Source organism: Caballeronia glathei (genome assembly GCF_000698595.1).
Lineage (GTDB): Bacteria > Pseudomonadota > Gammaproteobacteria > Burkholderiales > Burkholderiaceae > Caballeronia > Caballeronia glathei.
In genome coordinates this window covers 1-22,635 of sequence record NZ_JFHC01000094.1, presented here as the reverse complement: position 1 = coordinate 22,635, position 22,635 = coordinate 1, and the positions used below count along the sequence as shown (strand labels likewise).

At 66.3% G+C, this 22,635-nt stretch carries 19 protein-coding genes; 9 read left to right on the top strand and 10 right to left on the bottom strand.

The genetic code is table 11. The features are described from left to right. Positions 1-97: 97 nt before the first annotated feature. The 5 genes from BG61_RS34195 to BG61_RS34175 all read right to left on the bottom strand — a co-directional run bounded on the left by BG61_RS34195 (position 98) and on the right by BG61_RS34175 (position 6,024). Positions 98-2,035 carry a propionate--CoA ligase gene (locus BG61_RS34195; protein ID WP_267908572.1) on the bottom strand — a complete coding sequence of 646 codons (1,938 nt, stop codon included), beginning with the start codon at positions 2,033-2,035 and terminating at the stop codon, positions 98-100. Between the two features lie 31 nt (positions 2,036-2,066). Continuing rightward, positions 2,067-2,561, bottom strand: a complete 495-nt coding sequence (locus BG61_RS34190) for a hypothetical protein (protein ID WP_035925194.1) — start codon at positions 2,559-2,561, stop codon at positions 2,067-2,069. After that, the gene (locus tag BG61_RS42400; RefSeq protein WP_129572028.1) at positions 2,558-2,827 is read right to left on the bottom strand and encodes a hypothetical protein; all 270 of its coding nucleotides are present in this window, start codon (positions 2,825-2,827) and stop codon (positions 2,558-2,560) included. Before BG61_RS42400 ends, BG61_RS34190 begins: the two co-directional genes overlap by 4 nt. Before the next feature lie 84 nt (positions 2,828-2,911). Further along, a complete protein-coding gene (locus BG61_RS34180) occupies positions 2,912-3,658 on the bottom strand; it encodes a 5'-methylthioadenosine/adenosylhomocysteine nucleosidase (RefSeq protein WP_035925198.1) in 747 nt (248 codons plus the stop codon). 2 nt (positions 3,659-3,660) lie between these two features. Continuing rightward, entirely contained in the window at positions 3,661-6,024 is a 2,364-nt protein-coding gene (locus tag BG61_RS34175) for a UvrD-helicase domain-containing protein (protein ID WP_035925200.1), read from the bottom strand. A gap of 149 nt (positions 6,025-6,173) precedes the next feature. Here BG61_RS34175 and BG61_RS34170 point away from each other — a divergent pair, with 149 nt between their 5' ends. Both BG61_RS34170 and galU read left to right on the top strand, forming a co-directional pair. Further along, positions 6,174-9,041, top strand: coding sequence for a valine--tRNA ligase (locus BG61_RS34170; RefSeq protein ID WP_035925202.1), 2,868 nt, complete (start codon positions 6,174-6,176; stop codon positions 9,039-9,041). A gap of 66 nt (positions 9,042-9,107) precedes the next feature. Then, positions 9,108-9,989 carry a UTP--glucose-1-phosphate uridylyltransferase GalU gene (galU, locus tag BG61_RS34165; protein ID WP_035925204.1) on the top strand — a complete coding sequence of 294 codons (882 nt, stop codon included), beginning with the start codon at positions 9,108-9,110 and terminating at the stop codon, positions 9,987-9,989. 119 nt (positions 9,990-10,108) lie between these two features. On the opposite strand, the gene BG61_RS34160 is transcribed toward galU, so the two are convergent. The 4 genes from BG61_RS34160 to BG61_RS34145 are packed head-to-tail and all read right to left on the bottom strand — an operon-like array spanning position 10,109 to position 13,282. Continuing rightward, positions 10,109-10,336, bottom strand: coding sequence for a sulfurtransferase TusA family protein (locus BG61_RS34160; RefSeq protein ID WP_035925206.1), 228 nt, complete (start codon positions 10,334-10,336; stop codon positions 10,109-10,111). A 42-nt stretch (positions 10,337-10,378) separates the two neighbouring features. After that, positions 10,379-11,410: a Gfo/Idh/MocA family protein gene (locus tag BG61_RS34155; RefSeq protein ID WP_035925209.1), complete on the bottom strand. Its 1,032-nt coding sequence runs from the start codon at positions 11,408-11,410 to the stop codon at positions 10,379-10,381. Continuing rightward, positions 11,407-12,411, bottom strand: a complete 1,005-nt coding sequence (gene iolG / locus BG61_RS34150) for an inositol 2-dehydrogenase (protein WP_035925212.1) — start codon at positions 12,409-12,411, stop codon at positions 11,407-11,409. Before iolG ends, BG61_RS34155 begins: the two co-directional genes overlap by 4 nt. Then, complete coding sequence (locus BG61_RS34145) at positions 12,401-13,282, bottom strand: MurR/RpiR family transcriptional regulator (RefSeq protein ID WP_035925215.1); 882 nt, start codon at positions 13,280-13,282, stop codon at positions 12,401-12,403. The genes iolG and BG61_RS34145 overlap by 11 nt, the downstream gene beginning before the upstream one ends. Before the next feature lie 195 nt (positions 13,283-13,477). Here BG61_RS34145 and BG61_RS34140 point away from each other — a divergent pair, with 195 nt between their 5' ends. The 7 genes from BG61_RS34140 (at position 13,478) to iolB (ending at position 22,327) form a co-directional block, all read left to right on the top strand. Continuing rightward, the gene (locus BG61_RS34140) at positions 13,478-14,530 is read left to right on the top strand and encodes a sugar ABC transporter substrate-binding protein (RefSeq protein WP_035925218.1); all 1,053 of its coding nucleotides are present in this window, start codon (positions 13,478-13,480) and stop codon (positions 14,528-14,530) included. A 156-nt stretch (positions 14,531-14,686) separates the two neighbouring features. After that, positions 14,687-15,850, top strand: a complete 1,164-nt coding sequence (locus BG61_RS34135) for an ABC transporter permease (protein WP_035925220.1) — start codon at positions 14,687-14,689, stop codon at positions 15,848-15,850. 74 nt (positions 15,851-15,924) lie between these two features. Further along, positions 15,925-16,713 carry an ATP-binding cassette domain-containing protein gene (locus tag BG61_RS34130; protein ID WP_035925223.1) on the top strand — a complete coding sequence of 263 codons (789 nt, stop codon included), beginning with the start codon at positions 15,925-15,927 and terminating at the stop codon, positions 16,711-16,713. A 10-nt stretch (positions 16,714-16,723) separates the two neighbouring features. Then, the gene (locus BG61_RS34125) at positions 16,724-18,709 is read left to right on the top strand and encodes a bifunctional 5-dehydro-2-deoxygluconokinase/5-dehydro-2-deoxyphosphogluconate aldolase (protein ID WP_035925225.1); all 1,986 of its coding nucleotides are present in this window, start codon (positions 16,724-16,726) and stop codon (positions 18,707-18,709) included. Beyond that, entirely contained in the window at positions 18,706-20,622 is a 1,917-nt protein-coding gene (iolD, locus tag BG61_RS34120) for a 3D-(3,5/4)-trihydroxycyclohexane-1,2-dione acylhydrolase (decyclizing) (protein WP_035925559.1), read from the top strand. Before BG61_RS34125 ends, iolD begins: the two co-directional genes overlap by 4 nt. Next, positions 20,619-21,524, top strand: coding sequence for a myo-inosose-2 dehydratase (gene iolE, locus BG61_RS34115; protein WP_035925228.1), 906 nt, complete (start codon positions 20,619-20,621; stop codon positions 21,522-21,524). Before iolD ends, iolE begins: the two co-directional genes overlap by 4 nt. Further along, positions 21,521-22,327 carry a 5-deoxy-glucuronate isomerase gene (iolB, locus tag BG61_RS34110; RefSeq protein ID WP_035925230.1) on the top strand — a complete coding sequence of 269 codons (807 nt, stop codon included), beginning with the start codon at positions 21,521-21,523 and terminating at the stop codon, positions 22,325-22,327. Before iolE ends, iolB begins: the two co-directional genes overlap by 4 nt. Before the next feature lie 4 nt (positions 22,328-22,331). Here iolB and BG61_RS34105 read toward each other — a convergent pair. Further along, on the bottom strand, positions 22,332-22,635 hold a 304-nt coding region (locus tag BG61_RS34105), incomplete at its 5' end, for an ATP-binding cassette domain-containing protein (RefSeq protein WP_035942694.1).

Below are 22,635 nucleotides of genomic sequence, written 5' to 3'. Positions count from 1 at the left end.
CCGCACAGGGGCGAGCTAATAGACCAAGAACACAACAAATTTCATGAAGGCACGAGCGCATCAAACGGTGTAAACACCAAACCCAAGCGCCAGCGACTCACTCAAGTGCATTCCTGATCTGCTGCAAGGCCCCGGCATCCTCGATGGTCGGAAGCTCCCCCGGATCGCGCCCCTCGGCAAGCGCGGCAATGGCCCGCCGCAAGAGCTTCCCCGACCGCGTCTTCGGCAGTATCGAAACGAAGTGCACCCGCGCCGGGCGAGCAATCGCCCCCAATTGCGTATCGACGGTATGCGCCAGTTCCGCCTCCATCCCTTCGCGCGCGCCCGGCGCGTTGAGCCGATCCGCGTCGCGCAACACAACGAACGCAAGCGCCGCCTGCCCCTTCAGCGAATCCGCGACCCCCACCACCGCGACCTCCGCAACCGCCGGATGGCTCGAGAGCGCCTCCTCGATCTCCCGCGTGCCAAGCCGGTGCCCCGCCACGTTGATGACATCGTCGGTACGCCCGAGGATCGACACATAGCCGTCTTCGTCGCGCACGCCCCAGTCGAAGGTCGAATAGACCTGCTGGTTCGGCACGCTCGTCCAGTACGTGTCGATGAAACGCCGGTCGTCGCCCCACACCGTCTGCATGCAGCCGGGCGGCAACGGATAGCCAAGCGTGATCACGCCCTTCTCGCCCGGTGCGCAGACGTCGCCCGTCTGCTCGTTGCGCACGTTCAGGTCGAAGCCCATCGACGGCACACCCGGCGAGCCGAGCTTCGGCGGCAAGTCCTCGATGCCCCGCGGGATCGCGATCATCGGCCAGCCGGTCTCGGTCTGCCAGTAGTTGTCGACGACCGGCTTCTTCAACGCGCGCTGGATCCATTGCGCGGTCGGCTCGTCGAGCGGCTCGCCCGCGAGAAAGAGCGTGCGCAGGCTCGACAGGTCGGCGTCGCGCATGAACTTCGGGTCCTGCTTCTTGAGCACGCGGATCGCGGTGGGCGCGGTGAACATCAGGTTGATGCCGTACTGCTCGACGAGCCGCCACCAGATGCCGCCGTCCGGACGCACCGGCGTGCCTTCGTACATGACCGTCGTGAGCCCCGCGATCAGCGGCGCATAGATGATGTAGCTGTGCCCGACCACCCAGCCGATGTCCGACGCGGTGAACATCGTGTCGCCCGGCGCGCCCTGGAAGATGTGCTCCATCGACGCCGCGAGCGCCACCGCATAGCCGCCGACATCGCGCTGCACGCCCTTCGGCCGCCCGGTCGTGCCGGAGGTGTAGAGCACGTACGACGGCTCGTTCGATTCGAGCCATTCGCACGGCACGCAGGCATCGAAGAACTGCTCGCGAAGCGGCTCGTATGCGATCAGGTAGTTGGCCTGCAGGCGCTCGGGCGTGAGCTGCCGGTCGATCAGCAGAACCTGCGGCACCTTGTACTCCGCGCGCGCGAGCGCTTCGTCGACGAGCGGCGTGTAGTCGATCACCTTGCCCGCACGGGCGCCGGCGTCGGCCGTGACGATGAGGGCGGGCTTCGCGTCGTCGATGCGCGCCGCGAGATTGGGCGCCGCGAACCCGCCGAACACGACCGAGTGGACCGCGCCGAGCCGCGCGCACGCGAGCATCGCGAAAAGCGCCTCGGGAATCATCGGCAGATAGATGAGCACGCGGTCGCCCTTCTTCACGTGCAGCGAGCGCATCACGGCCGCCATGCGGTTCACTTCGGCATGCAGTTGCGCATACGTATAGCGGCGCTCGATGCCGGTTTCGGTCGAGACGTAGATCAGCGCGTCCTGCTGGGCGCGCGTCGCGAGATGACGATCGACCGCGTTGTAGCAGAGGTTCGTCGTGCCGCCGACGAACCAGCGCGCGAACGGCGGCTTGCTTCGGTCGAGCACCTGGCCGAACGGCGTCTCCCAGTGGATGCGCCGTGCTTCGTCGGCCCAGAAAAGCTCCGGCTCCTCGATCGAACGACGGTGGACTTCGTGGTAGGTCGGCATTCGCGCCCTCGGCTGGCAGTGTGCAGGTTGCTCAAAAGCATAGAGCAGCCCGACACGGCGTGCTAGAGAGGGCCGGCCCCTATGAAGCGCCGCTCAGCGCGCCTCTCTGGCGGCCCGCGGCGGGGCTCTCCGCCCCGCCCGAATGCTTGAGCAGCACGGGCGCGAGTTCCCCCGCCACCCGCATGCTCGACACCACCACCGTGCGCACGCCGCTGCCCTGCGTCGCGATGCGCACGGCGTCGCGCGTGCTCGCGCGGGCCTCGATGCGCGGCTCGATCACGATGAAGCCGCGGCAGCATGCCGCGAGCGCCGCATGCTGCGAACGCAGCCAGGCGGCGCGCAGATGGGCGTCGTCGGCGGTTTCGCCGGTGCAATGCTCCGACACGATCACGAACGGCGTCTTCAGCGCGAGCAGGCGCTGCATCTGCGCGCGCCACACGAAGGCGTAGCCGGGCTTCACGGCACGCCGGCGCAGCCGCACGAGCGGGAAGCGGCTCGCGTCGAACATCTGTTGATCGACGGCGTGCGAGGGATCGATCGATGCGGGTTTCGAACTCAGGTCGGATGCAGTCACAGCGGTCTTGGGCTCCAGTAATTCAACGCGGCAAGGAGGTTCGCCCGTTGGCAACGGGGCGGCGTGATGCGCTTTTTCGAGGTCGCCGGCGACGGCGGCGGCAACGCAGAGGGCCGCCCCGCGCGCTCGCTCTCGCTCCTGCCGGGCACATGCACCGCGCTCGGCTGCCATGCGCGGCGCGTCGTTTCGAGCACCTTCGCAGCATTCGCGGATATCACGCGCTGCGCGTCGTCTGTCTTGCCGGGATCGGCTGGCGCATTCGCCATGTCGCACCTCCTGTCGTCCGGATCATTGTAGTTGAGAATGATTCTCAACTACAAGCGGGTTTTTACCCGGTCCGAAGACGCCGGTCAGACGCGCGAGCGGAGAAATCGGGACAGAATGCCCGACGAATAGGTGCCGGCGATCGCCGTGAGGAATTCGGTGAACGAGGCAGGCGCGGCGGCATCGGCCGTGTCCGAGATCGTGCGCACGACCGCGCACGGCACGCCGTACTCGAAGCACACCTGCGCGATCGCGGCGCCTTCCATCTCGACCGCGAGCGCATCGGGCAGGACGCCGCGCAACGCATGAAGTTCGTCGTGGCTCGCGACGAAGCGATCCCCGCTCACCACGAGCCCGCGGTGCACGCGCGGACGGACCACCGCGAAGCGGTTCTGCAGGGCGTCGCCCTGATCCGCGAGAAACGCTTCGCAGGCGAGCGCGAGCGCGTCGCTCAGGCCGGCGGCGGCGGCAAAGCGCGACTTGTCGAGAAGCGGCACCTCGAAGCGCGGAAAGAGCGGCGACGCGTCGAGATCGTGCTGCAGCAGCGTTTGCGCAACGACGATGTCGCCCACCTGCACGTCCGCATGCACGCCGCCCGCGACGCCGGTGAACACGATCGCATCGACGTCGAACACGTGGATCAGCGCGCTGGCGGTGGCCGCCGCCGCGACCTTGCCGATGCGCGCGAGCGTCACGACCGCGCGCACGCCGTGGGCGTCGCCGATGGTGTAGTCGCGCTGGCCGAGCGTGACGGTCTCGATATCGCCCGCGGCGCGCATGTCGGCGATGAGGTCGCCGAGTTCCTGCGGCAGCGCCGCCACGATGCCGAGCATGTTCACTCCACCGGTTGAAGCTTGGCGACGGCGAGCGCGAGCCACTTCTCGCCGTGCCGCTTGAAGCGCACCTGCGCGCGGGCGTCGCCACCCGAGCCTTCGAGCGCCGTCACCGTGCCCTCGCCGAACTTCGTGTGGAACACGGTCTGGCCGACCCTGAAGCCGGTGTCGGCGGCGCGCTGGGTATTGGCAAACGCGGGCACGGGCGCGCCCGCATCCGGGTTCACGTAGTCCGCCGAACGCTCGCGGCCCGGGCGCGCGAACCAGTCGCGGCCCCAGCCGGCGTTGTCCGAGCGGCCGCCCCAGCGCGCGCCCGCTTCCACCTTCGGCGTGAGCCATTTGAGCGAGCCTTCGGGCAGTTCGTCGAAGAAGCGCGAACGGATGTTGTAGCGCGTCTGGCCGTGCAGCATCCGGCTCTGCGCGAACGACAGATACAGCCGCTCCTTCGCCCGCGTGATCGCCACGTAGGCGAGCCGGCGCTCTTCTTCCAGCCCGTCGGTTTCCTGCGCGCTGTTCTCGTGCGGGAACAGGCCCTCTTCCAGCCCGGTGATGAACACCGCCGTGAATTCGAGCCCCTTCGCCGCGTGGACCGTCATCAGCTGGACGGCGTCCTGGCCGGCCTGCGCCTGGTTGTCGCCGGCTTCGAGCGACGCATGCGACAAAAAGCCCGCAAGCGGCGTCATGGTGTCGGGGTTCTGCGCCGGATCGGCGGGGCTCGCGGCGTCGAGGACGTCGACGGCCGGGTCGCCGGTGGCGAGCGCGATCTCGGACGCGGCGGTCGCGCCCGGGCGCAGCGGGATCGAGCGCGCGGGCGTGTCGAGGCCGTAGCCCTCCTCGCTCACGAACGCCGCCGCGGCATTGACGAGCTCCTGCAGGTTCTCCAGCCGGTCCTGCCCTTCGCGCTCGGTCTCGTAGTGGGCCGCGAGCCCGCTCGCGCGGATCACGTGCTCGACCGTCTCCGGCAGGCTCATCTGCTGCGTCTCGGCGCGCATTTTCGCGATCAGCGTGGCGAAGCTGCCGAGGCTCGACCCCGCCTTGCCCGTCACATAGGGCACCGCGGCCGCCATCGAGCAGTTGTAGAGACGCGCGGCGTCGGCGAGCTGCTCGACCGAGCGCGCGCCGATGCCGCGCGTCGGGAAGTTGACGACGCGGGCGAACGCCGTGTCGTCGTTCGGGTTGTCGATGAGACGCAGGTACGCGAGCGCGTGCTTCACTTCCTGCCGCTCGAAGAAGCGCAGGCCGCCGTACACGCGGTAGGCAATGCCCGCGTTCACGAGCGTGTGCTCGATCGTGCGCGACTGCGCGTTGCTCCGGTACAGCACCGCGATCTCGCCGCGCGTGAGGCCCGTGTTGATGAGCGCCTTGATCTCCTCGACGATCCAGCCCGCCTCCTGCGAATCGGTCGCCGCCTCGTAGACGCGCACCGGCTCGCCGTGGCCGGCGTCCGTGCGCAGGTTCTTGCCGAGCCGGCGCGAATTGTTCGCGATCAGCAGGTTGGCGGTATCGAGAATATGGCCGTGCGAGCGGTAGTTCTGTTCGAGCTTGATCAGGTTGCGCACCCTGAACTCGCGCTCGAAATCATGCATGTTGCCGACATTCGCGCCGCGAAAGGCGTAGATGGACTGATCGTCGTCGCCCACCGCGAAAATCGCGTTGTGCTCGCCCGCGAGCAGCTTGAGCCACGCATATTGCAGCTTGTTGGTGTCCTGGAACTCGTCGACGAGGATGTGCCTGAAGCGCCCCTGGTAATGCGCGCGCAGCGGCGGATTGTGCGCGAGCAGCTCGTAGCAGCGCAGAAGCAGTTCCGGAAAATCGACGACGCCCTCGCGCTGGCACTGCTGGTCGTACGCCTCGTACAGCTCCACGAACTTGCGGTTGAAGGAATCGGTCGCATCGACGTCCTTCGGCCGCAGGCCCTGTTCCTTCGCGTTGTTGATGAAGTACTGGAGGTTCTTCGCCGGATACTTTTCGTCGTCGATGTTCAGGCCCTTCATCAGACGCTTGATCGCGGAAAGCTGGTCGGCGGTATCGAGAATCTGGAAAGTCTGCGGCAGACCCGCGTCGCGGTAATGCGCGCGCAGCATGCGGTTGCACAGGCCGTGAAAGGTGCCGATCCACATGCCGCGCGTGTCGATCGGCAAAAGCGCCTGCAGGCGCGCCATCATCTCGCGCGCCGCCTTGTTCGTGAACGTGACGGCGAGGACGGTCGGCGGCGACGCATAGCCGTGCTGGATCAGCCACGCGATGCGCGTGATCAGGACGCGCGTCTTGCCGCTGCCGGCGCCCGCGAGGATCAGCGCCGGCTCGTTCGGCAGCGTGACGGCAGCGAGTTGTTCGGGATTCAGATTGGCAAGCAGATCGGGCATGGAGAAGTCTTCCGGTGGGGCGAACATTATAAGACCGCACCGATGGCAGCGTCCGGCGCCGCCCGCCCAATTCGTCCGGCGGCCTTTGTAAAACCTTATAATTCGCTGTTCACCCGCATCTTTTCACGCATTTTTCGGCAGATTCCACAATGAGCGACAGCACGCTTGCGAAGAGCTTCGAGCCCCAGAACATCGAGTCCCAGTGGGGCCCGGAATGGGAAAAACGCGGTTACGCCGCCCCGGCCTTCACGCCAGGCGCGAAGAATTTCTCGATCCAACTGCCGCCGCCGAACGTCACCGGCACGCTGCACATGGGCCACGCGTTCAACCAGACCATCATGGACGGGCTCACGCGCTACCACCGGATGCTCGGCGAGAACACGCTGTGGGTGCCGGGGACGGACCACGCGGGCATCGCGACGCAGATCGTCGTCGAACGGCAGCTGGATGCGCAGGGCATCTCGCGCCACGACCTCGGCCGCGAGGCGTTCCTCGAGCGCGTGTGGGCGTGGAAGCAGGAATCCGGCTCGACCATCACCAGCCAGGTGCGGCGCCTGGGCGCGTCGATCGACTGGTCGCGCGAATACTTCACGATGGACGACAAGATGTCCGCCGCCGTGCGCGACGTGTTCGTCACGCTCTACAAGCAGGGGCTCATCTATCGCGGCAAGCGGCTCGTGAACTGGGACCCGGTGCTCGGCACCGCCGTGTCCGACCTCGAAGTGGTGAGCGAGGAGGAAACCGGCAGCCTCTGGCACATCAACTATCCGCTGCCGGACGGCTCCGGGCATCTGACGGTTGCCACCACGCGGCCCGAAACCATGCTCGGCGACGTCGCAGTGATGGTGCATCCCGAGGACGAGCGCTACGCGCACCTGATCGGCAAGACGGTCACGCTGCCGCTTTGCGACCGGGAGATCCCGATCATCGCGGACGACTACGTCGATCGCGAGTTCGGCACGGGCGTCGTGAAAGTCACGCCCGCGCACGATTTCAACGACTATCAGGTGGGCCAGCGCCACAAGCTGCCGCAAATCGAGATTCTCACGCTCGACGCGAAGATCAACGGCAACGCACCCGAGAAATACCGCGGCATGGACCGCTTCGACGCGCGCCGCGCGGTGGTCGCGGACCTGGAAGCGCTCGGCCTGCTCGATTCCGTGAAGCCGCACAAGCTGATGGTGCCGCGCGGCGACCGCACGGGCGTCGTGATCGAGCCGATGCTCACCGACCAGTGGTTCGTCGCAATGAGCAAGCCGGCGCCCGAGGGCACGTTCAATCCGGGCAAGTCGATTGCGGAAACGGCGCTGGACGTCGTGCGCAGCGGCGAGATCCGGTTCGTGCCGGAAAACTGGACGACCACCTACTACCAGTGGCTCGAGAACATCCAGGACTGGTGCATCTCGCGCCAGTTGTGGTGGGGCCATCAGATTCCCGCGTGGTATGGCGAGAACGGCGAGATCTTCGTCGCGAAAACCGAGGACGAAGCCCGCGCCGACGCGCAGCAGCAAGGCTACACGGGCCCGCTCAAGCGCGACGAGGACGTGCTCGACACGTGGTTCTCGTCCGCGCTCGTGCCCTTCTCGTCGCTCGGCTGGCCGAACGAGACCAGGGAACTTCAGGCGTTCCTGCCGTCGTCAGTGCTCGTCACGGGCTTCGACATCATCTTCTTCTGGGTCGCCCGGATGGTGATGATGACCACCCATTTCATGGGCAAGGTGCCGTTCGACACCGTGTACGTCCACGGCCTCGTGCGCGACGCGGAAGGCCAGAAGATGTCGAAGAGCAAGGGCAACACGCTCGACCCGATCGATATCGTCGACGGCATCGGGCTCGATGCGCTCGTCGCGAAGCGTACCACCGGCCTCATGAACCCGAAGCAGGCCGCGCAGATCGAAAAGAAGACGCGCAAGGAATTCCCCGACGGCATTCCCGCGTTCGGCACGGACGCGCTGCGCTTCACGATGGCGTCGATGGCGACGCTCGGTCGCAACGTGAATTTTGATCTGGCACGCTGCGAGGGCTACCGCAATTTCTGCAACAAGCTCTGGAACGCGACGCGCTTCGTGCTGATGAATACGGAAGGCCACGATTGCGGCTTCAGCAAGCCGGGCGCGTGCGCGCCGGGCGACTGCGGCCCGGGCGGATACACCGATTTCTCGCAGGCGGATTTCTGGATCGTGTCGCTCCTGCAGCGCGTGGAGGCGGAAGTCGAGAAGGGTTTCGCGGATTATCGCTTCGACAACGTCGCGGGCGCGATCTACAAGTTCGTGTGGGACGAATACTGCGACTGGTATCTGGAGCTCGCGAAGGTGCAGCTTCAGAACGGCACGCCGGAGCAGCAGCGGGCAACGCGCCGCACGCTGCTGCGCGTGCTGGAGACGGTGCTGCGCCTCGCGCATCCGGTCATCCCGTTCATTACGGAAGCGCTCTGGCAAAAGGTCGCGCCGATGACGGACGCGTACCCGAAAGACGCGAAGGAAGGCGAGGCGTCGATCATGGTGCAGCCGTATCCGCGCTCGCAGCCGGAAAAAATCGACGAATCCGCAGAACAATGGGCGGCCGAACTCAAAGGTGTCATCGACGCGTGCCGTAATCTGCGCGGCGAGATGAATCTCTCGCCAGCGGTGAAGGTGCCGCTGCTCGCAACCGGCGACGCGCCGCGGCTCACGACGTTCGCGCCGTACGTGCAGGCGCTCGCGCGGCTCTCGGAGGTGCAGATCATCACCGACGAGGCGACGCTCGACCAGCAGGCGCACGGCGCGCCGGTCGCGATCGTCGGTGCGAACAGGCTGGTGCTGAAGGTGGAAATCGATATCGCGGCAGAACGCGAACGATTGACGAAGGAAGTCGAAAGGCTGACGCAGGAAGTTTCCAAATGTAACGCGAAACTCGGAAACGAGAGTTTTGTTGCAAAAGCGCCGGCCGCCGTCGTTGAACAGGAGCGTAAAAGACTGGCAGAATACGAAACCACTGTCGAAAAGCTCCAGGCGCAATTATTGCGACTGCCCGCTTGATCGAGCCTCCCCTTTTACCGGTAATGCTTGACGTTCCAATTCGATTAAGAGGATCAGGGTCATCACATGCTAAAAGTCACCAAAGCGGTTTTCCCCGTTGCCGGTCTCGGCACCCGGTTCCTCCCCGCGACCAAGGCCAGCCCGAAGGAAATGCTGCCCGTTGTCGACAAGCCGCTGATCCAGTACGCGGTGGAAGAAGCAATGGCCGCCGGCATCACCGAAATGATCTTCGTCACGGGCCGCAGCAAGCGCGCGATCGAGGATCACTTCGACAAGTCGTATGAGATCGAAGCCGAGCTCGAGGCGCGCGGCAAGGACAAGCTGCTGGAACTCGTGCGCAGCATCAAGCCGAGCCATGTCGACTGCTTCTACGTGCGCCAGGCCGAAGCGCTCGGCCTCGGCCACGCGGTGCTGTGCGCCGAAAAACTGGTCGGCGACAACCCGTTCGCCGTGATCCTCGCGGACGACCTGCTCTACGGCAAGCCGCCCGTCATGACGCAGATGATCGAGGTGTTCGACCACTATCACAGCTCGGTGATCGGCGTAGAGGAGATCCCGGCGCAGGACTCCAGGTCGTACGGCGTGATCGACGGCAAGGAGTGGGAAGACAACATCTTCAAGCTGTCCGGAATCGTCGAAAAGCCGGAACCGGCGGTGGCCCCGTCGAACCTCGGCGTGGTCGGGCGCTATGTGCTCAAGCCCCGCATCTTCGACCACATCCGTGCGCTCAAGCCCGGCGCGGGCGGCGAACTGCAACTGACCGACGCGATCCAGTCGCTGCTCGCCGACGAACAGGTGCTCGCCTACAAGTACCACGGCACGCGCTTCGACTGCGGCAGCAAGCTCGGCTATCTGAAGGCGACCGTGGAATTCGCGCTCCGCCATCCGGAAGTCGCGGAAGATTTCGAGCAATATCTGCGCACGCGCTCGCCGATTCTCGAAGGATAATCAACTGAAAAATAATACGGTCGAACTGACCGCCGGTTTGACCGTATTAATCGAGTATTCAAGTAAAAATGCCCATAACTCGCGTTATGGGCATTTTTTTATTTTTTACTGAATTCAAATCAACGGCGGCGCATTAAAAAAATAAATGTTTTTTCCTGCGCCGACGATTCGACGATTTCATTACCCGTCTGTTTTGCGAACGCTGCAAAATCGCGCTGCGAACCCGGGTCGGTTGCCAGCACCTTCAGAATCTGGCCGCTTTCCATGTCGGCCAGTGCCTTCTTCGCCCGCAAAATGGGCAGCGGACAGTTGAGCCCGCGTGCATCGACTTCCTTGTGAACTTGCATCGGGTTGAGCCTTCGTTATGCCTGCTTTCGGAGGCTTCGATTCTACCCCAGCATGTCCAGATTCACCGGCTGCCCGCGCTCGAACGCCTGCCGCAGCGCGATGCCGATGCGCGTCGCCTCGCGTGCGTCCGCGAGTGTGAGCCCGGTCGGAGCGCCGCCCTGCAGCGCGCGCACGAACGCCTGCGCCTCGTGCAGAAACGCTTCCTCGAAGCGCTCGAAGAAGGTCGGCGTGCATTCGTTGCGCACGCCCGACGCATCCGAAATCTCGACCCGGTTCGCGCGCGCATTGCGCCCCACTGCGAGCATGCCGCCTGTGCCGATCACTTCCGTCTGCGTGTCGTGGCCGTGCGCCATGGTGCGCGACGCGTAGAACACGGCGAGCCGCCCGCCCTCGAACTCGCAGATGCCGACGCCGTTGTCGATGTCGCCGCATTCGCGCAGGCCCTCGTGAATCGCGATCGTGCCGCTCGCGAACACGCGCGTTGGCCGCGGATTGCCGAGCAGCCAGCGCGCGAGATCGATGTCGTGGACGCTGCAATCGAGGAAAAGCCCGCCGGATGTCGGCGCAAAACGCACGAAAAAGCCGTCGGGGTCGTTCTGGTCGCAGGTTTGCGAGCGCACCATGAACGGCCTGCCGATCGCGCCCTGCGCCACTTTGTCGAAGGCATCGCGATAGCTCGGATCGAAGCGCCGCACGAAGCCGATCATCACCTGCAACTCCGGATGACGCGCGCTCTCCTCGATCACGCGGTCGCATTCGCCCAGGTCGAGCGACAGCGGCTTCTCGCAGAACACGTGCTTGCCCGCGCGCAACGCGGCGATGATCTGCTCCGGGTGCAGCGAGGTCGGCGTGACGAGCCAGACCGCGTCGACCGAACGGTCCGCCAGCAACGAAGCGTAGTCGTCATGGAGCGCGAGTGCGGGCAAACTCGCGCGCGCCCACGCGCGCTCCTCTTCCACCGGGCTGCACGCCGCGACGAGCGTCGCGCCGGGGACGCGCCACGCGAGGTTCCCGGCATGGCGCCGCCCGAGCCGCCCGAGACCGACGACACCCACACGCACCGGCGCCGTCATGCGACATTCTCCCCGAGCGTGACCACGCGGCCTTCGCGCCACGAACGGGTCGCGGCCTCGGCGAGTTCGAGCGCTTTCAGGCCGTCCGCGACCGTCGTGCGCACCGGCTTGCCTTCGGTGACGGCGTCGAAGAAATGCGCGATCTCGAGCGCATACGCCGCGCGATAGCGTTCGAGAAAGAACGCCTCGGGCACGTCGCTCGACACGGCTGTCTTCGAGTAGGCCGTGACTTCGGTGGGCCGCACGTTGCCCGCCTGGAGCATGCCCGCGCTGCCGAGCAGCTCGAAGCGCTGGTCGTAGCCATACGCCGCGCGCCGCGCCGTGTTGATCTGGCACAGGCGCCCGCGCTTCGTGCGGATCGTGACGGCGGTCGAATCGATGTCGCCCGCCTCCGCGATGGCCGGATCGGAGAGGCAGCTGCCGGTGGCATGCAGCGTGTCGGCTTCGTCGTCGAGCATCCAGCGGAAGATGTCGAAGTCGTGGATCAGCATGTCCTTGAAGATGCCGCCGGAATGCCTGATGTAGTCCACCGGCGGCGCACCCGGATCGCGGCTCGTCACGACGAGCATTTCCGGCTCGCCGATCTCGCCCGCCGCGACGCGCGCCTTCAGCGCGGAAAACGTCGGATCGAAGCGCCGCTGAAAGCCGATCATGCACACGACGCCCGCCTTCGTCACCGCATCCGCGCATGCGCGTGCGCGCTCGAGCGTCAGATCGACCGGCTTTTCGCAGAACACGTGCTTTTTCTGCGCGGCCGATTGCAGGATCAGGTCGGCGTGCGTGTCGGTGCTCGAGCACACCACCGTCGCGCCGATCGACGCGTCACCCATCGCGCCGTCGATATCCGCGACCTGCGCGCCGTGCTGCGCGGCAAGCGCGGCGGCGGCTTCCCTGTTCACGTCGACGACATACTTCAGCCGCACGCCCGGATGCCGCGCGAGATTGGCCGCGTGAATCTTCCCGATGCGCCCGGCGCCGAACACTGCTACATCAATCGTCATAGCCACCTGTCTCCTTGGATTCCTCGACTGTCAATTCGAGCCGGTACGCAAGCGCGATGAAGAGCGCCTGGCACAGGCAGATCGTGCTCGTGAGCGAGCGGAACGCAAACGCGCTGCCCTCCTTCACGAACAAATGCGCGCTCGCGTGGCGCGCGAGCGGAGAAAGCTGGCTGTCGGTGATCACGAGCGTCTTCGCGCCGTGATGCTGTGCCGCGCGCACGCAGTACTGCGTCTCCTTGCCGTAGGGCGCGAAGCTGATGGCGATCACGACATCGCCCTTTCGCACGCTGCGGATCTGCTCGCGGTACATGCCGCCGAAGCCCGACACGAGATGCACGCGCTTCTTCGTGTGCTGCAGCGCATACACGATGTAGCTTGCGACCGCGAACGAGCGCCGCACCCCGATCACGTAGATGTTCTCGGCCTGCTGGAGCATTTTCACGGCGGCTTCGAACTGCTCGTCGTCGAGACCGGCCGCGAGTTCGTCGAGCCCCGTACGGCTCGCCGCGATGAACTCGCGCGCGACCGACACCCCCGAGACGTTCCCCGCCTTTTCGTCGATCAGCTTCCTGATGCGCTGCTGGTAGCTCTGCGGCGAGCCGCTCTGGCCGGTGTAGGCCTGCTTGAACACCGCCTGGAGGTCGGAGAAGCCCGAAAAGCCGAAGCGCTGCGCAAAGCGCACGACCGCCGAAGGATGCACGCCGCACGCGGCTGCAATGTCGCTCGTGCGATCCATCATCACGTTCGAGCGGTGCTGCTCGATATACGTCGCGACGCTCTTCAACTGACGGGGCAGCGTGTCGAATACCTCGGTGATCCGCTGCATCAGTTCGTCGACGTTCTGCACGTCGCTGCTGGTTTCTTCCTGCATGAGAGGCTCGTCTTGTGCACGCTTCGATGGTGCTGATTATAGGGAGCGCATCGGCAAAATGGAATGTCTTTTCCATTTATTCTACGCATAAACTTTTTGTTGCAGACGACCGAAACTTGACCTAATCTTGGTCGTGAGCGGCGGCACATCGTGTCGGCCGCTCACTTAAAACAACAACCTGGATAGGTGGAGACAATGAGCCTTTGCAACAGCCGGGCGGCGCTGCGCGCGCTGGTGGCTGCTGCTGCGTTGTGCAGCGCAGCAGCAATGTCATCGACCGCGGCACTCGCCGCACCCGACGCCAAGTTCGTCCTGATCAGCCACGCACCGGATTCCGATTCGTGGTGGAACACCATCAAGAACGCGATCAAGCAGGCGGACGAGGATTTCAACGTCCAGACCGACTACCGCAATCCGCCCAACGGCGACATCGCGGACATGTCGCGGCTGATCGAGCAGGCGGCCGCGCGCAACTACGACGGCGTGATCACCACCATCGCCGACTTCGACGTGCTGAAAAGCGCGCTCGGCAAGGTCACGGCGAAGAAGATTCCGCTCGTCACGATCAACTCGGGCACCGAGGAACAGAGCGCGCAGCTGGGCGCGATCATGCACATCGGCCAGCCCGAGTACGTCGCGGGCAAGGCGGCCGGCGAAAAGGCGAAGGCCGCAGGCGTCAAGTCGTTCCTGTGCGTGAACCACATCGCGACCAACACGGTGTCGTTCGACCGTTGCCGCGGCTTTGCCGACGCGCTCGGCGTCGACTACAAGGCGGCCACGCTCGACTCCGGGCAGGACCCGACCGAGATCCAGTCGAAGGTGAGCGCCTACCTGCGCAACCATCCGAACACGCAGGCCATCCTCACGCTCGGACCGACGCCCGCCTCCGCGACGCTCAAGACCGTCACGCAGATGGGCCTGCAAAACAAGATCTATTTCGTCACCTTCGATTTCTCCGACGACATCGCGAAGGGGATCAAGGACGGCACGATCAAGTTCGCAATCGATCAGCAGCCGTACCTGCAGGGCTACATTCCGGTCGCCGTGCTCGCGATCGTGAAGAAGGACCACACCACCGATCCGGCGAAGATCCGCCAGATCCTGGAAGCGAATCCGAAGTTCAAGGCACGCCTCGAGACTTACGGACTGCAACCATCGTACGGGCCGAAGAACATCCGCTCGGGCCCGGGTTTCATCACCAAGGAAAACCTCGACAAGGTCGTGAAGTACGCGGGCCAGTACCGCTAGCCCGCTTCGGCCTTCTTCGGGCGGCGGCCGCATGCCGCTGCCCGCTTCTATCTCTCGCGTCATGACCGCGCTTAGGCGTCGCTGCACGGCGAGGCAGGCGCGCGTGCATCGAAAGTGCCTCAACTCGTGCCTCAATTCGTGTCTCAAGGAGCAATCATGGGCGTAGCCGGCAAGCACTATCCTCACCACGTGAAGCCGCAGGACACCGCTGAAGCGGCGGAGAAGGAGAAGCCATCCGACGAGCGCGTGCGCCGTGAATCGTGGTTCGGGCATCTGCTGAACCGGCCGGAATTCGCCGCGATCTCGGGCACGGTGCTCGTGTTCGCCGTGTTCGGGTTCGGCGCGGGCTCGTCGGGCATGTTCAACCTCGACGGCGTGATGAACTGGTCGCAGGTCGCAGCCTATCTGGGCCTGCTCGCGGTGGGCGCGTGCCTTCTGATGATCGCGGGCGAATTCGACCTCTCGATCGGCTCCATGATCGGCTTCGCGGGCATGATGGTGGCGCTGCCGGCCACGTACTTCCACTGGCCGATCTGGCTCGCGATAATCTTCGCGTTCGCCGCGTCGATGCTGCTCGGCGCGCTGAACGGCTATCTCGTGATGCGCACGCGCCTGCCGTCGTTCATCGTGACGCTCGCATTCCTCTTCATCCTGCGCGGCCTGACGCTCGCGCTCTCGATCATGTTCGCGGACCGCACGATCATCTCCGGCGTCGGCGATCTGGCGCAGAACGACTGGATCACGAACCTGCTCTTCCATGGCGTCGCCCTGCACGGCTTCTTCACGTGGCTCGCGCACATGGGCGTCGGCACGCTGCTCGACAACGGCCAGCCGCTCGTGCCGGGCATTCCGAAAGTCATTCTCTGGTGGTTCGCGCTCGCGGCGGTCAGCGCCTTCATTCTCGCGAAGACGCGTTACGGCAACTGGATTCTCGCGGTCGGCGGCGACGCGAACGCGGCGAAGAACGTCGGCGTGCCGGTCAAGCGCGTGAAGATCTCCCTCTTCGTGCTGACGGCGTTCTGCGCGTGCCTCTTCGCCGTGCTGCAGGTGTGCGACATCGGCTCCGCTGCCGCCGACCGCGGCCTGCAGAAGGAATTCGAGGCGATCATCGCGGCGGTCATCGGCGGAACGCTCCTGACGGGCGGCTACGGCTCGGTGATCGGCGCGTGCTTCGGCGCGCTGATCTTCGGCGTGGTGCAGATCGGCATCACCTACACGAACGTGAGCTCGGACTGGTTCCGCGTGTTCCTTGGCGTGATGCTTCTGTTCGCCGTGCTCTTCAATCATTACGTGCGCCGCCGCGTATCGCAGGCTCAATGAGCGGACACCAACCCACTTGCACGGGACCGGAGCAGGCGCTGAAGCGCCAGCCCCGGTCGCCAGGAGAACCCGTCATGAACGAAGACATCATCCTTGCGCTCGAAAACGTCAGCAAGTATTTCGGCAAGGTCATTGCGCTGAACGGCGTCACGCTGCGCCTGAAGCGCGGCGAGGTGCACTGCCTGCTCGGCGACAACGGTGCCGGAAAATCCACGCTCATCAAGACGCTCGCGGGCGTGCACACGCCCTCCGCCGGCGAGTATCTCGTCGACGGCAAGCCGGTGCATTTCGAGTCGCCGAAGGAAGCGCTCGATCTCGGCATTGCGACCGTCTACCAGGATCTCGCGCTCGTGCCGCTGTTGTCCGTCGCGCGCAATTTCTTCATGGGACGCGAGCCGCAGAAAAAGCGCTTCGGCATCTTCAACGTGATGGACCTCGATCTCGCCGCCGACACGTCGCGCGCGAAGCTGGCCGAAATGGGCATCAACGTGCGCGACCCGCATCAGCCGATCGGCACGATGTCGGGCGGCGAGAAGCAGTGTCTCGCGATCGCGCGGGCGATCCACTTCGGCGCCCGCGTGCTGATCCTCGACGAACCGACCGCCGCGCTCGGCGTGAAGCAGAGCTTCAACGTGCTGCGCCTCATCCACACGGCGCGGGCGAAAGGCATCTCGGTGATCTTCATCACGCACAACGTGCATCACGCGTACCCGATCGGCGACTCGTTCACGCTGCTCAACCGCGGCCGCTCGATGGGCACGTTCACGAAGGACACCATCACCAAGAACGAGGTGCTCGACATGATGGCGGGCGGTGCCGAAATGCAGAAGATGATCGGCGAACTCGAAGGCGCGACGGTTTGAGGACGAGGACATGCCAGTGAAATCAGAAATCCGCTTTGCCCCGGGCCGCAGCCGCGACATCGTGTGTCTCGGCCGGCTCGCCGTCGATCTCTATGCGCAGCAGGTGGGCGCGCGGCTCGAGGATGTGTCGAGCTTCGCGAAGTACCTCGGCGGATCGTCGGCGAACATCGCGTTCGGCTGCGCGCGGCTCGGGCTCAGGTCCGCGATGCTCGCGCGGGTCGGCAACGACCACATGGGCCGCTTTCTCACCGAGACGCTCGAGCGCGAAGGCTGCGACGTGAGCCACGTGCGCATCGACCGCGAACGGCTGACCGCGCTCGTGCTGCTCGGCATCGAGGACCGCGACACCTTTCCGCTCGTGTTCTACCGCGAGAACTGCGCGGACATGGCCGTCGACGAAAGCGACTTCGACGAGGCATTCATCGCGTCCGCGAAGGCGCTGCTCATCACCGGCACGCACTTCTCCACCGACCAGGTGAACCGCACGAGCCGCCGCGCGCTGGAATACGCGCGGCGCAACCAGGTGCGCACCGTCCTCGACATCGACTACCGGCCGGTGCTCTGGGGACTCACGGGCAAGGCCGACGGCGAGACGCGCTTCATCGCGAACGAAGGCGTGACGGCGCACCTGCAGCGCATCCTGCCGCTCATCGATCTCGTGATCGGCACGGAGGAGGAATTCCGCATCGCGGGCGGAAAGGACCAGCTGATCGACGCGCTCAGGATGGTGCGCGCGGTGACGGGCGCGACGCTCGTCGTCAAGCGCGGGCCGCTCGGATGCTCGATCATCGAAGGCGCGGTGCCCGCTTCCATCGGCGAGGCGCCGGTTCACGGCGGCGTCGAAGTGGAAGTGCTCAACGTGCTCGGCGCCGGCGACGCGTTCGCGTCGGGCTTTCTTTCGGGGTGGCTGCGCGACGAGCCGCTCGACGCCTGCGCGCGCGCGGCGAATGCGAGCGGCGCGCTCGTCGTCTCGCGTCACGGCTGCGCGCCCGCGATGCCCACGCCCGCGGAGCTCGACTATTTCCTCGGCGAGGCGAAGAAGGACCCCGCGCGCATGCGCCGCCCGGACCGCGACGCGACGCTCGCGCGCCTGCACCGCGTGAGCCCCGCGCGCAGGCAATGGAACGAGGTGCTCGGCTTCGCGTTCGATCACCGCAACCAGTTCTTCGAGCTCGCGCAGCAGACGGGCGCGGACGAAGCGCGCATCGCGGCGCTCAAGGGGCTCTTCGTCGATGCGGTCGCGCAGACGGAACAGGAGCTCGGCCTCGCGGGCAGGATCGGCGTGCTGATCGACGACCGCTACGGCCAGGACGCGCTGAACGCGGCCACGGGGCGCGGCTGGTGGGTCGGCCGGCCGGTGGAGCTGCCGGGGTCGCTGCCGCTCGTCTTCGATCACGGCCGCTCGGTCGGATCGACGCTGATCGAGTGGCCGCGCGAGCATGTCGCGAAATGCCTCGTCCAGTATCACCCCGATCATCCGCACGAGTTGCGGCTCGAACAGGAAGCGCAGATCCGCGCGCTCTACGACGCGGTGCAGACGAGCGGCCACGAACTGCTGCTCGAAGTGATCGTGCCGAAGAACGGGCCGCCCGTGGCGAGCGATACCGCGTACCGCGCGCTCAAGCGGCTCTACAACCTCGGCATCTATCCGGAATGGTGGAAGCTCGAGCCGATGAGCGCCGCGCAGTGGCACGCCATCGATGCGCTGATCGCCGAGCGCGATCCCGCGTGCCGCGGCGTCGTGCTGCTCGGCCTCTCGGCGGGCGTCGAGCAGCTGTGCGACGGCTTCCGGGCGGCGGCCGCGTCGGCGACCTGCCGGGGCTTCACCGTCGGCCGCACGATCTTTCATGAGCCGAGCCGCGCATGGCTCGCGGGCGAAATCGACGACAAGGAGCTGATCGCGCGCGTGCGCCGCACGTTCGAGACGCTGATCGGCGCATGGCGAACGGCGCGCGGCGAAACCGCCGCCCGCGTGACACAGGAGCAGGCAGCATGAACCAGCGCGAAACGCATCCGGCACCTGCGCAAGCCGCCGCCGGAACGATCCGCCTCACCGCCGCGCAGGCGCTCGTGCGCTACCTCGCGGCACAACGCACGGCAGCGGGCGAGACGCTTTTTGGCGGCGTGTTCGCGATCTTCGGGCATGGCAACGTCGCGGGGATCGGCGAGGCGCTTTACCGGCACCGCGAGGACTTGCCGACCTACCGCGCGCACAACGAGCAGGCGATGGCGCACAGCGCAATCGCGTATGCGAAGGCGCATTTTCGGCGGCGCATGATGGCCGTCACGACCTCGATCGGGCCGGGCGCGACGAACCTCGTCACCGCCGCGGCGCTCGCGCACGTGAACCGCCTGCCCGTGCTGTTCCTGCCGGGCGACATCTTCGTGTCGCGCGCGCCCGATCCGGTGCTGCAGCAGGTGGAGGACCTGCACGACGGCGGCGTCTCCGCGAACGACGCATTGAGGCCGGTCTCCCGCTATTTCGACCGCATCGTGCATCCCGCGCAGTTGCTGAGCGCGCTGCCGCGCGCGCTGCGCGTGCTGACCGACGCGGCGCTCTGCGGCCCGGTCACGCTCGCGCTGCCGCAGGACGTGCAGGCGATGGCCTGGGACTACCCCGCCGCGTTCTTCGAGCCGCGCATCGTGCGGTTTCATGCGCCCGCGCCGGTCGCGAGCGAGATCGAGGAAGCGGCCGCCGCGTTGCGCGAATCGCGCGAGCCGCTGATCGTGTCGGGTGGCGGCGTGCTGTACGGCGAAGCCGCCGATGCGCTGCGCGCGTTCGCCGGGCGGCACGGCATCCCGGTCGCGGAGACGCAGGCGGGCAAGAGCGCGCTCGCGTGGGATGATCCGTTGAACGTAGGCGGCATCGGCGTGACGGGGTCGTCGGCGGCGAACGAGCTGGCGAACGCGGCCGATTGCGTGCTCGCCGTCGGCACGCGCCTGCAGGACTTCACGACCGGCTCGAACACGCTCTTCACGCAGGCGCGCCTCGTCGGCATCAACGCCAACGCGTTCGACGCGCTGAAGCAGAACAGCATCGCCGTGGAGGCAGACGCCCGCCTCGCGCTCGACGCGCTGAGCGCCGCGCTCGGCGACTGGCGCGCCGCCCCGCAGTGGACCACGCGCGCGCATCATCTCGCGGGCGACTGGCGCACCACGGTCGCGAGCGTGACCGGCACGCCGCCGCACGACGGCGCGCTGCCCCGCGAAGCCGACGTGATCGGCGCGGTGCAGCGTTCGCACCCGCAATCGGCGGACAACGACATCGTCGTGTGCGCGGCCGGCACGCTGCCCGCCGACCTGCAAAAGCTCTGGCGCACGGGCACGCCCGGGGGCTATCACGTCGAATACGGCTACTCGTGCATGGGCTACGAAGTCGCGGGCGGCCTCGGCGTGAAGCTCGCGCGGCCCGGGCGCGAGGTGATCGTGATGGTCGGCGACGGCAGCTATCTGATGATGAACAGCGAACTCGCCACCTCGGTGATGCTCGGCGCGAAGCTGATCGTCGTGCTGCTCGACAACCGCGGCTTCGGCTGCATCAACCGGCTGCAGCAGGCGTGCGGCGGCGCGCCGTTCAACAACCTCATCGACGACTGCCGGCAGGGCCGGCAAGGCGCGCCCGCGATCGACTTCGCGATGCACGCGCGTGCGCTCGGCGCGATGGCCGAGCATGTCGCGAACATCGGCGAGCTCGAAGCCGCGATGCAGCGCGCCCGCGCCGCCGATCGCAGCTACCTGATCAGCATCGACACCGATCCCGCGTGGCCGACCGAGGAAGGCGGCTGGTGGTGGGAAGTCGCGGTGCCGGAAGTCTCGGAACGCGAAGGCGTGCGCAACGCGCGCACCGAATACGAGCACGCGCTCGCGGCCCGCGCGGCGAGCGGCAGTCAACAGGGAACGGTCAAATGACGACTTTCGACGTACGCATCGGCATCAATCCGCTTTCGTGGATGAACGACGACCTGCCATCGCTTGGCGGCGAAACGCCGCTCGATGTCGCGCTGACCGAGGGCCGCCGCATCGGCTACGAGGGGTTCGAGCTCGGCAACAAGTTTCCGCGCGAACCTGGGGCGCTGAAGGCGCTTCTCGCGCAATACGATCTCGCGCTCGTGTCGGGCTGGTACTCCGGGCGGCTTGCCGAGCGCAGCGCGGAGGACGAGATCGCGGCAGTCGGCCCGCATCTCGACCTGCTCGCGAAAAACGGCGCGACGGTGATGGTCTACGGCGAGGTGGCGAACTCGATCCAGGGCGCGCCGCGGCCGCTCTACCAGCGTCCGCGCTTCTTCTCCGACGAGCAATGGAACACGTACGCGCAACGCCTCGACGCATTCGCGCAATACACCCTCGCCCGCGGCGTGCGCGTCGCCTATCATCATCACATGGGGGCGTACGTGGAGACGCCCGCCGACGTCGACCGGCTGATGAGCCTGACGGGCGACGCCGTCGGCCTGCTCTTCGACGCGGGACACATCACGTTCGCGGGCGGCGACCCCGCGAGCGTGCTCGACAGGCACATCGCCCGCGTGTGCCACGTGCATTGCAAGGACGTGCGGCCGGACATCGTGAAGCTCGCACGCAATCGCAACTGGAGCTTCCTCGACGCGGTGATCAACGGCGCCTTCACCGTTCCCGGCGACGGCGCGGTGGATTTCGCATCGATCATCGGACGACTCAGACGCCACGGCTATCGCGGCTGGCTCGTCGTGGAAGCCGAACAGGACCCCGTCATCGCGCCGAGCTATGCGTATGCCGAGAAGGGCTATCGCACGTTGCGCGCGCTGGTTGACGACACCATCAGGGAGGCAGCATGAGTCTGCTCGTCAAGGCTTCGCGCGAGGGCCAGACCATCGCGCGCGTGACGCCGGAATCGGCCGGCTGGCGGCACGTCGGTTTCGCGGCGTACCGGCTGGACGGAGGCGACCTCGTCCATGTATATGAGGCAGGGCGCGAGGTGTGCATCGTCGTGCTCACGGGCAACGTGACCATCGAGGCCGGCGACCAGCGCTGGGAATCGATCGGCGGCCGCGACAGCGTCTTCGAGGACACCGCGCCCTATGCGGTCTACCTGCCGCCCAAGCTCGCGGCGATCGTGCGCGCGGAGCGCGAGGCGGAGATCGGCGTGGCGAGCGCGCCCGCGACCGGCAAGTATCCGCCGCGGCTCATCGAGCCTTCGCAGATGAAGCGCTCGACGCGCGGCAAAGGCGCGAATACGCGCTACGTATGCGACATTCTTCCGCAGACCGAGCCGGCCGAGGGCCTGCTCGTGGTCGAGGTGAAGACGCCGGGCGGGCACGCGTCGAGCTATCCGCCGCACAAGCACGACAAGGACAACGTGCCTGTCGAGAGCGCGCTCGAGGAGACGTACTACCACCGGCTGAATCCGCCGCAGGGGTTCGCGTTCCAGCGCGTCTATACCGACGAGCGCGATCTCGACGAGACGATGGCCGTGGAAGACCACGACGTCGTGATGGTGCCACGGGGCTATCACCCGGTGGTCGTGCCCTACGGCTACGACAACTACTATCTGAACGTGATGGCCGGCGACCGGCGCACGTGGCACTTCAAGAACGATCCGAAGCACGAATGGATCGTGGAGCGCGACAGCCGGGCCTGATCCTCTAGCCCGCCGAGAGCCACTCGCTCGTCGTGCGCGCGTCGGCGGCGAGCGCGTCGAGGCTGCCGTCGAAGACGATCGCGCCGTGGCCCATCACCGCGACGCGGTGGCCGATCGCGCGCGCGATCGTCATGCGCTGCTCGATCAGCAGGATCGCGACGCCGCGCTGCTGCAACGCCGCAAGACACGCGACGACCTGCGCCACGACCTGCGGCGCGAGCCCTTCGGCCGGTTCGTCGATGATCACGAGCTCCGGGTCGCCGACGAGCGTTCGCGCGAGCGCGAGCATCTGCTGCTCGCCGCCCGAG

What these genes read in the sequence shown, in the direction of transcription:
- iolE (WP_035925228.1), top strand. Translation starts at nt 20,619, where the DNA reads ATGACGACTTTCGACGTACGCATCGGCATCAATCCGCTTTCGTGGATG.
- BG61_RS34135 (WP_035925220.1), top strand. Translation starts at nt 14,687, where the DNA reads ATGGGCGTAGCCGGCAAGCACTATCCTCACCACGTGAAGCCGCAGGAC.
- BG61_RS34170 (WP_035925202.1), top strand. Translation starts at nt 6,174, where the DNA reads ATGAGCGACAGCACGCTTGCGAAGAGCTTCGAGCCCCAGAACATCGAG.
- iolB (WP_035925230.1), top strand. Translation starts at nt 21,521, where the DNA reads ATGAGTCTGCTCGTCAAGGCTTCGCGCGAGGGCCAGACCATCGCGCGC.
- BG61_RS34155 (WP_035925209.1), bottom strand. Translation starts at nt 11,410, where the DNA reads ATGACGGCGCCGGTGCGTGTGGGTGTCGTCGGTCTCGGGCGGCTCGGG.
- BG61_RS34145 (WP_035925215.1), bottom strand. Translation starts at nt 13,282, where the DNA reads ATGCAGGAAGAAACCAGCAGCGACGTGCAGAACGTCGACGAACTGATG.
- galU (WP_035925204.1), top strand. Translation starts at nt 9,108, where the DNA reads ATGCTAAAAGTCACCAAAGCGGTTTTCCCCGTTGCCGGTCTCGGCACC.
- BG61_RS42400 (WP_129572028.1), bottom strand. Translation starts at nt 2,827, where the DNA reads ATGGCGAATGCGCCAGCCGATCCCGGCAAGACAGACGACGCGCAGCGC.
- BG61_RS34130 (WP_035925223.1), top strand. Translation starts at nt 15,925, where the DNA reads ATGAACGAAGACATCATCCTTGCGCTCGAAAACGTCAGCAAGTATTTC.
- BG61_RS34125 (WP_035925225.1), top strand. Translation starts at nt 16,724, where the DNA reads ATGCCAGTGAAATCAGAAATCCGCTTTGCCCCGGGCCGCAGCCGCGAC.
- BG61_RS34160 (WP_035925206.1), bottom strand. Translation starts at nt 10,336, where the DNA reads ATGCAAGTTCACAAGGAAGTCGATGCACGCGGGCTCAACTGTCCGCTG.
- iolG (WP_035925212.1), bottom strand. Translation starts at nt 12,411, where the DNA reads ATGACGATTGATGTAGCAGTGTTCGGCGCCGGGCGCATCGGGAAGATT.
- BG61_RS34180 (WP_035925198.1), bottom strand. Translation starts at nt 3,658, where the DNA reads ATGCTCGGCATCGTGGCGGCGCTGCCGCAGGAACTCGGCGACCTCATC.
- BG61_RS34175 (WP_035925200.1), bottom strand. Translation starts at nt 6,024, where the DNA reads ATGCCCGATCTGCTTGCCAATCTGAATCCCGAACAACTCGCTGCCGTC.
- iolD (WP_035925559.1), top strand. Translation starts at nt 18,706, where the DNA reads ATGAACCAGCGCGAAACGCATCCGGCACCTGCGCAAGCCGCCGCCGGA.
- BG61_RS34140 (WP_035925218.1), top strand. Translation starts at nt 13,478, where the DNA reads ATGAGCCTTTGCAACAGCCGGGCGGCGCTGCGCGCGCTGGTGGCTGCT.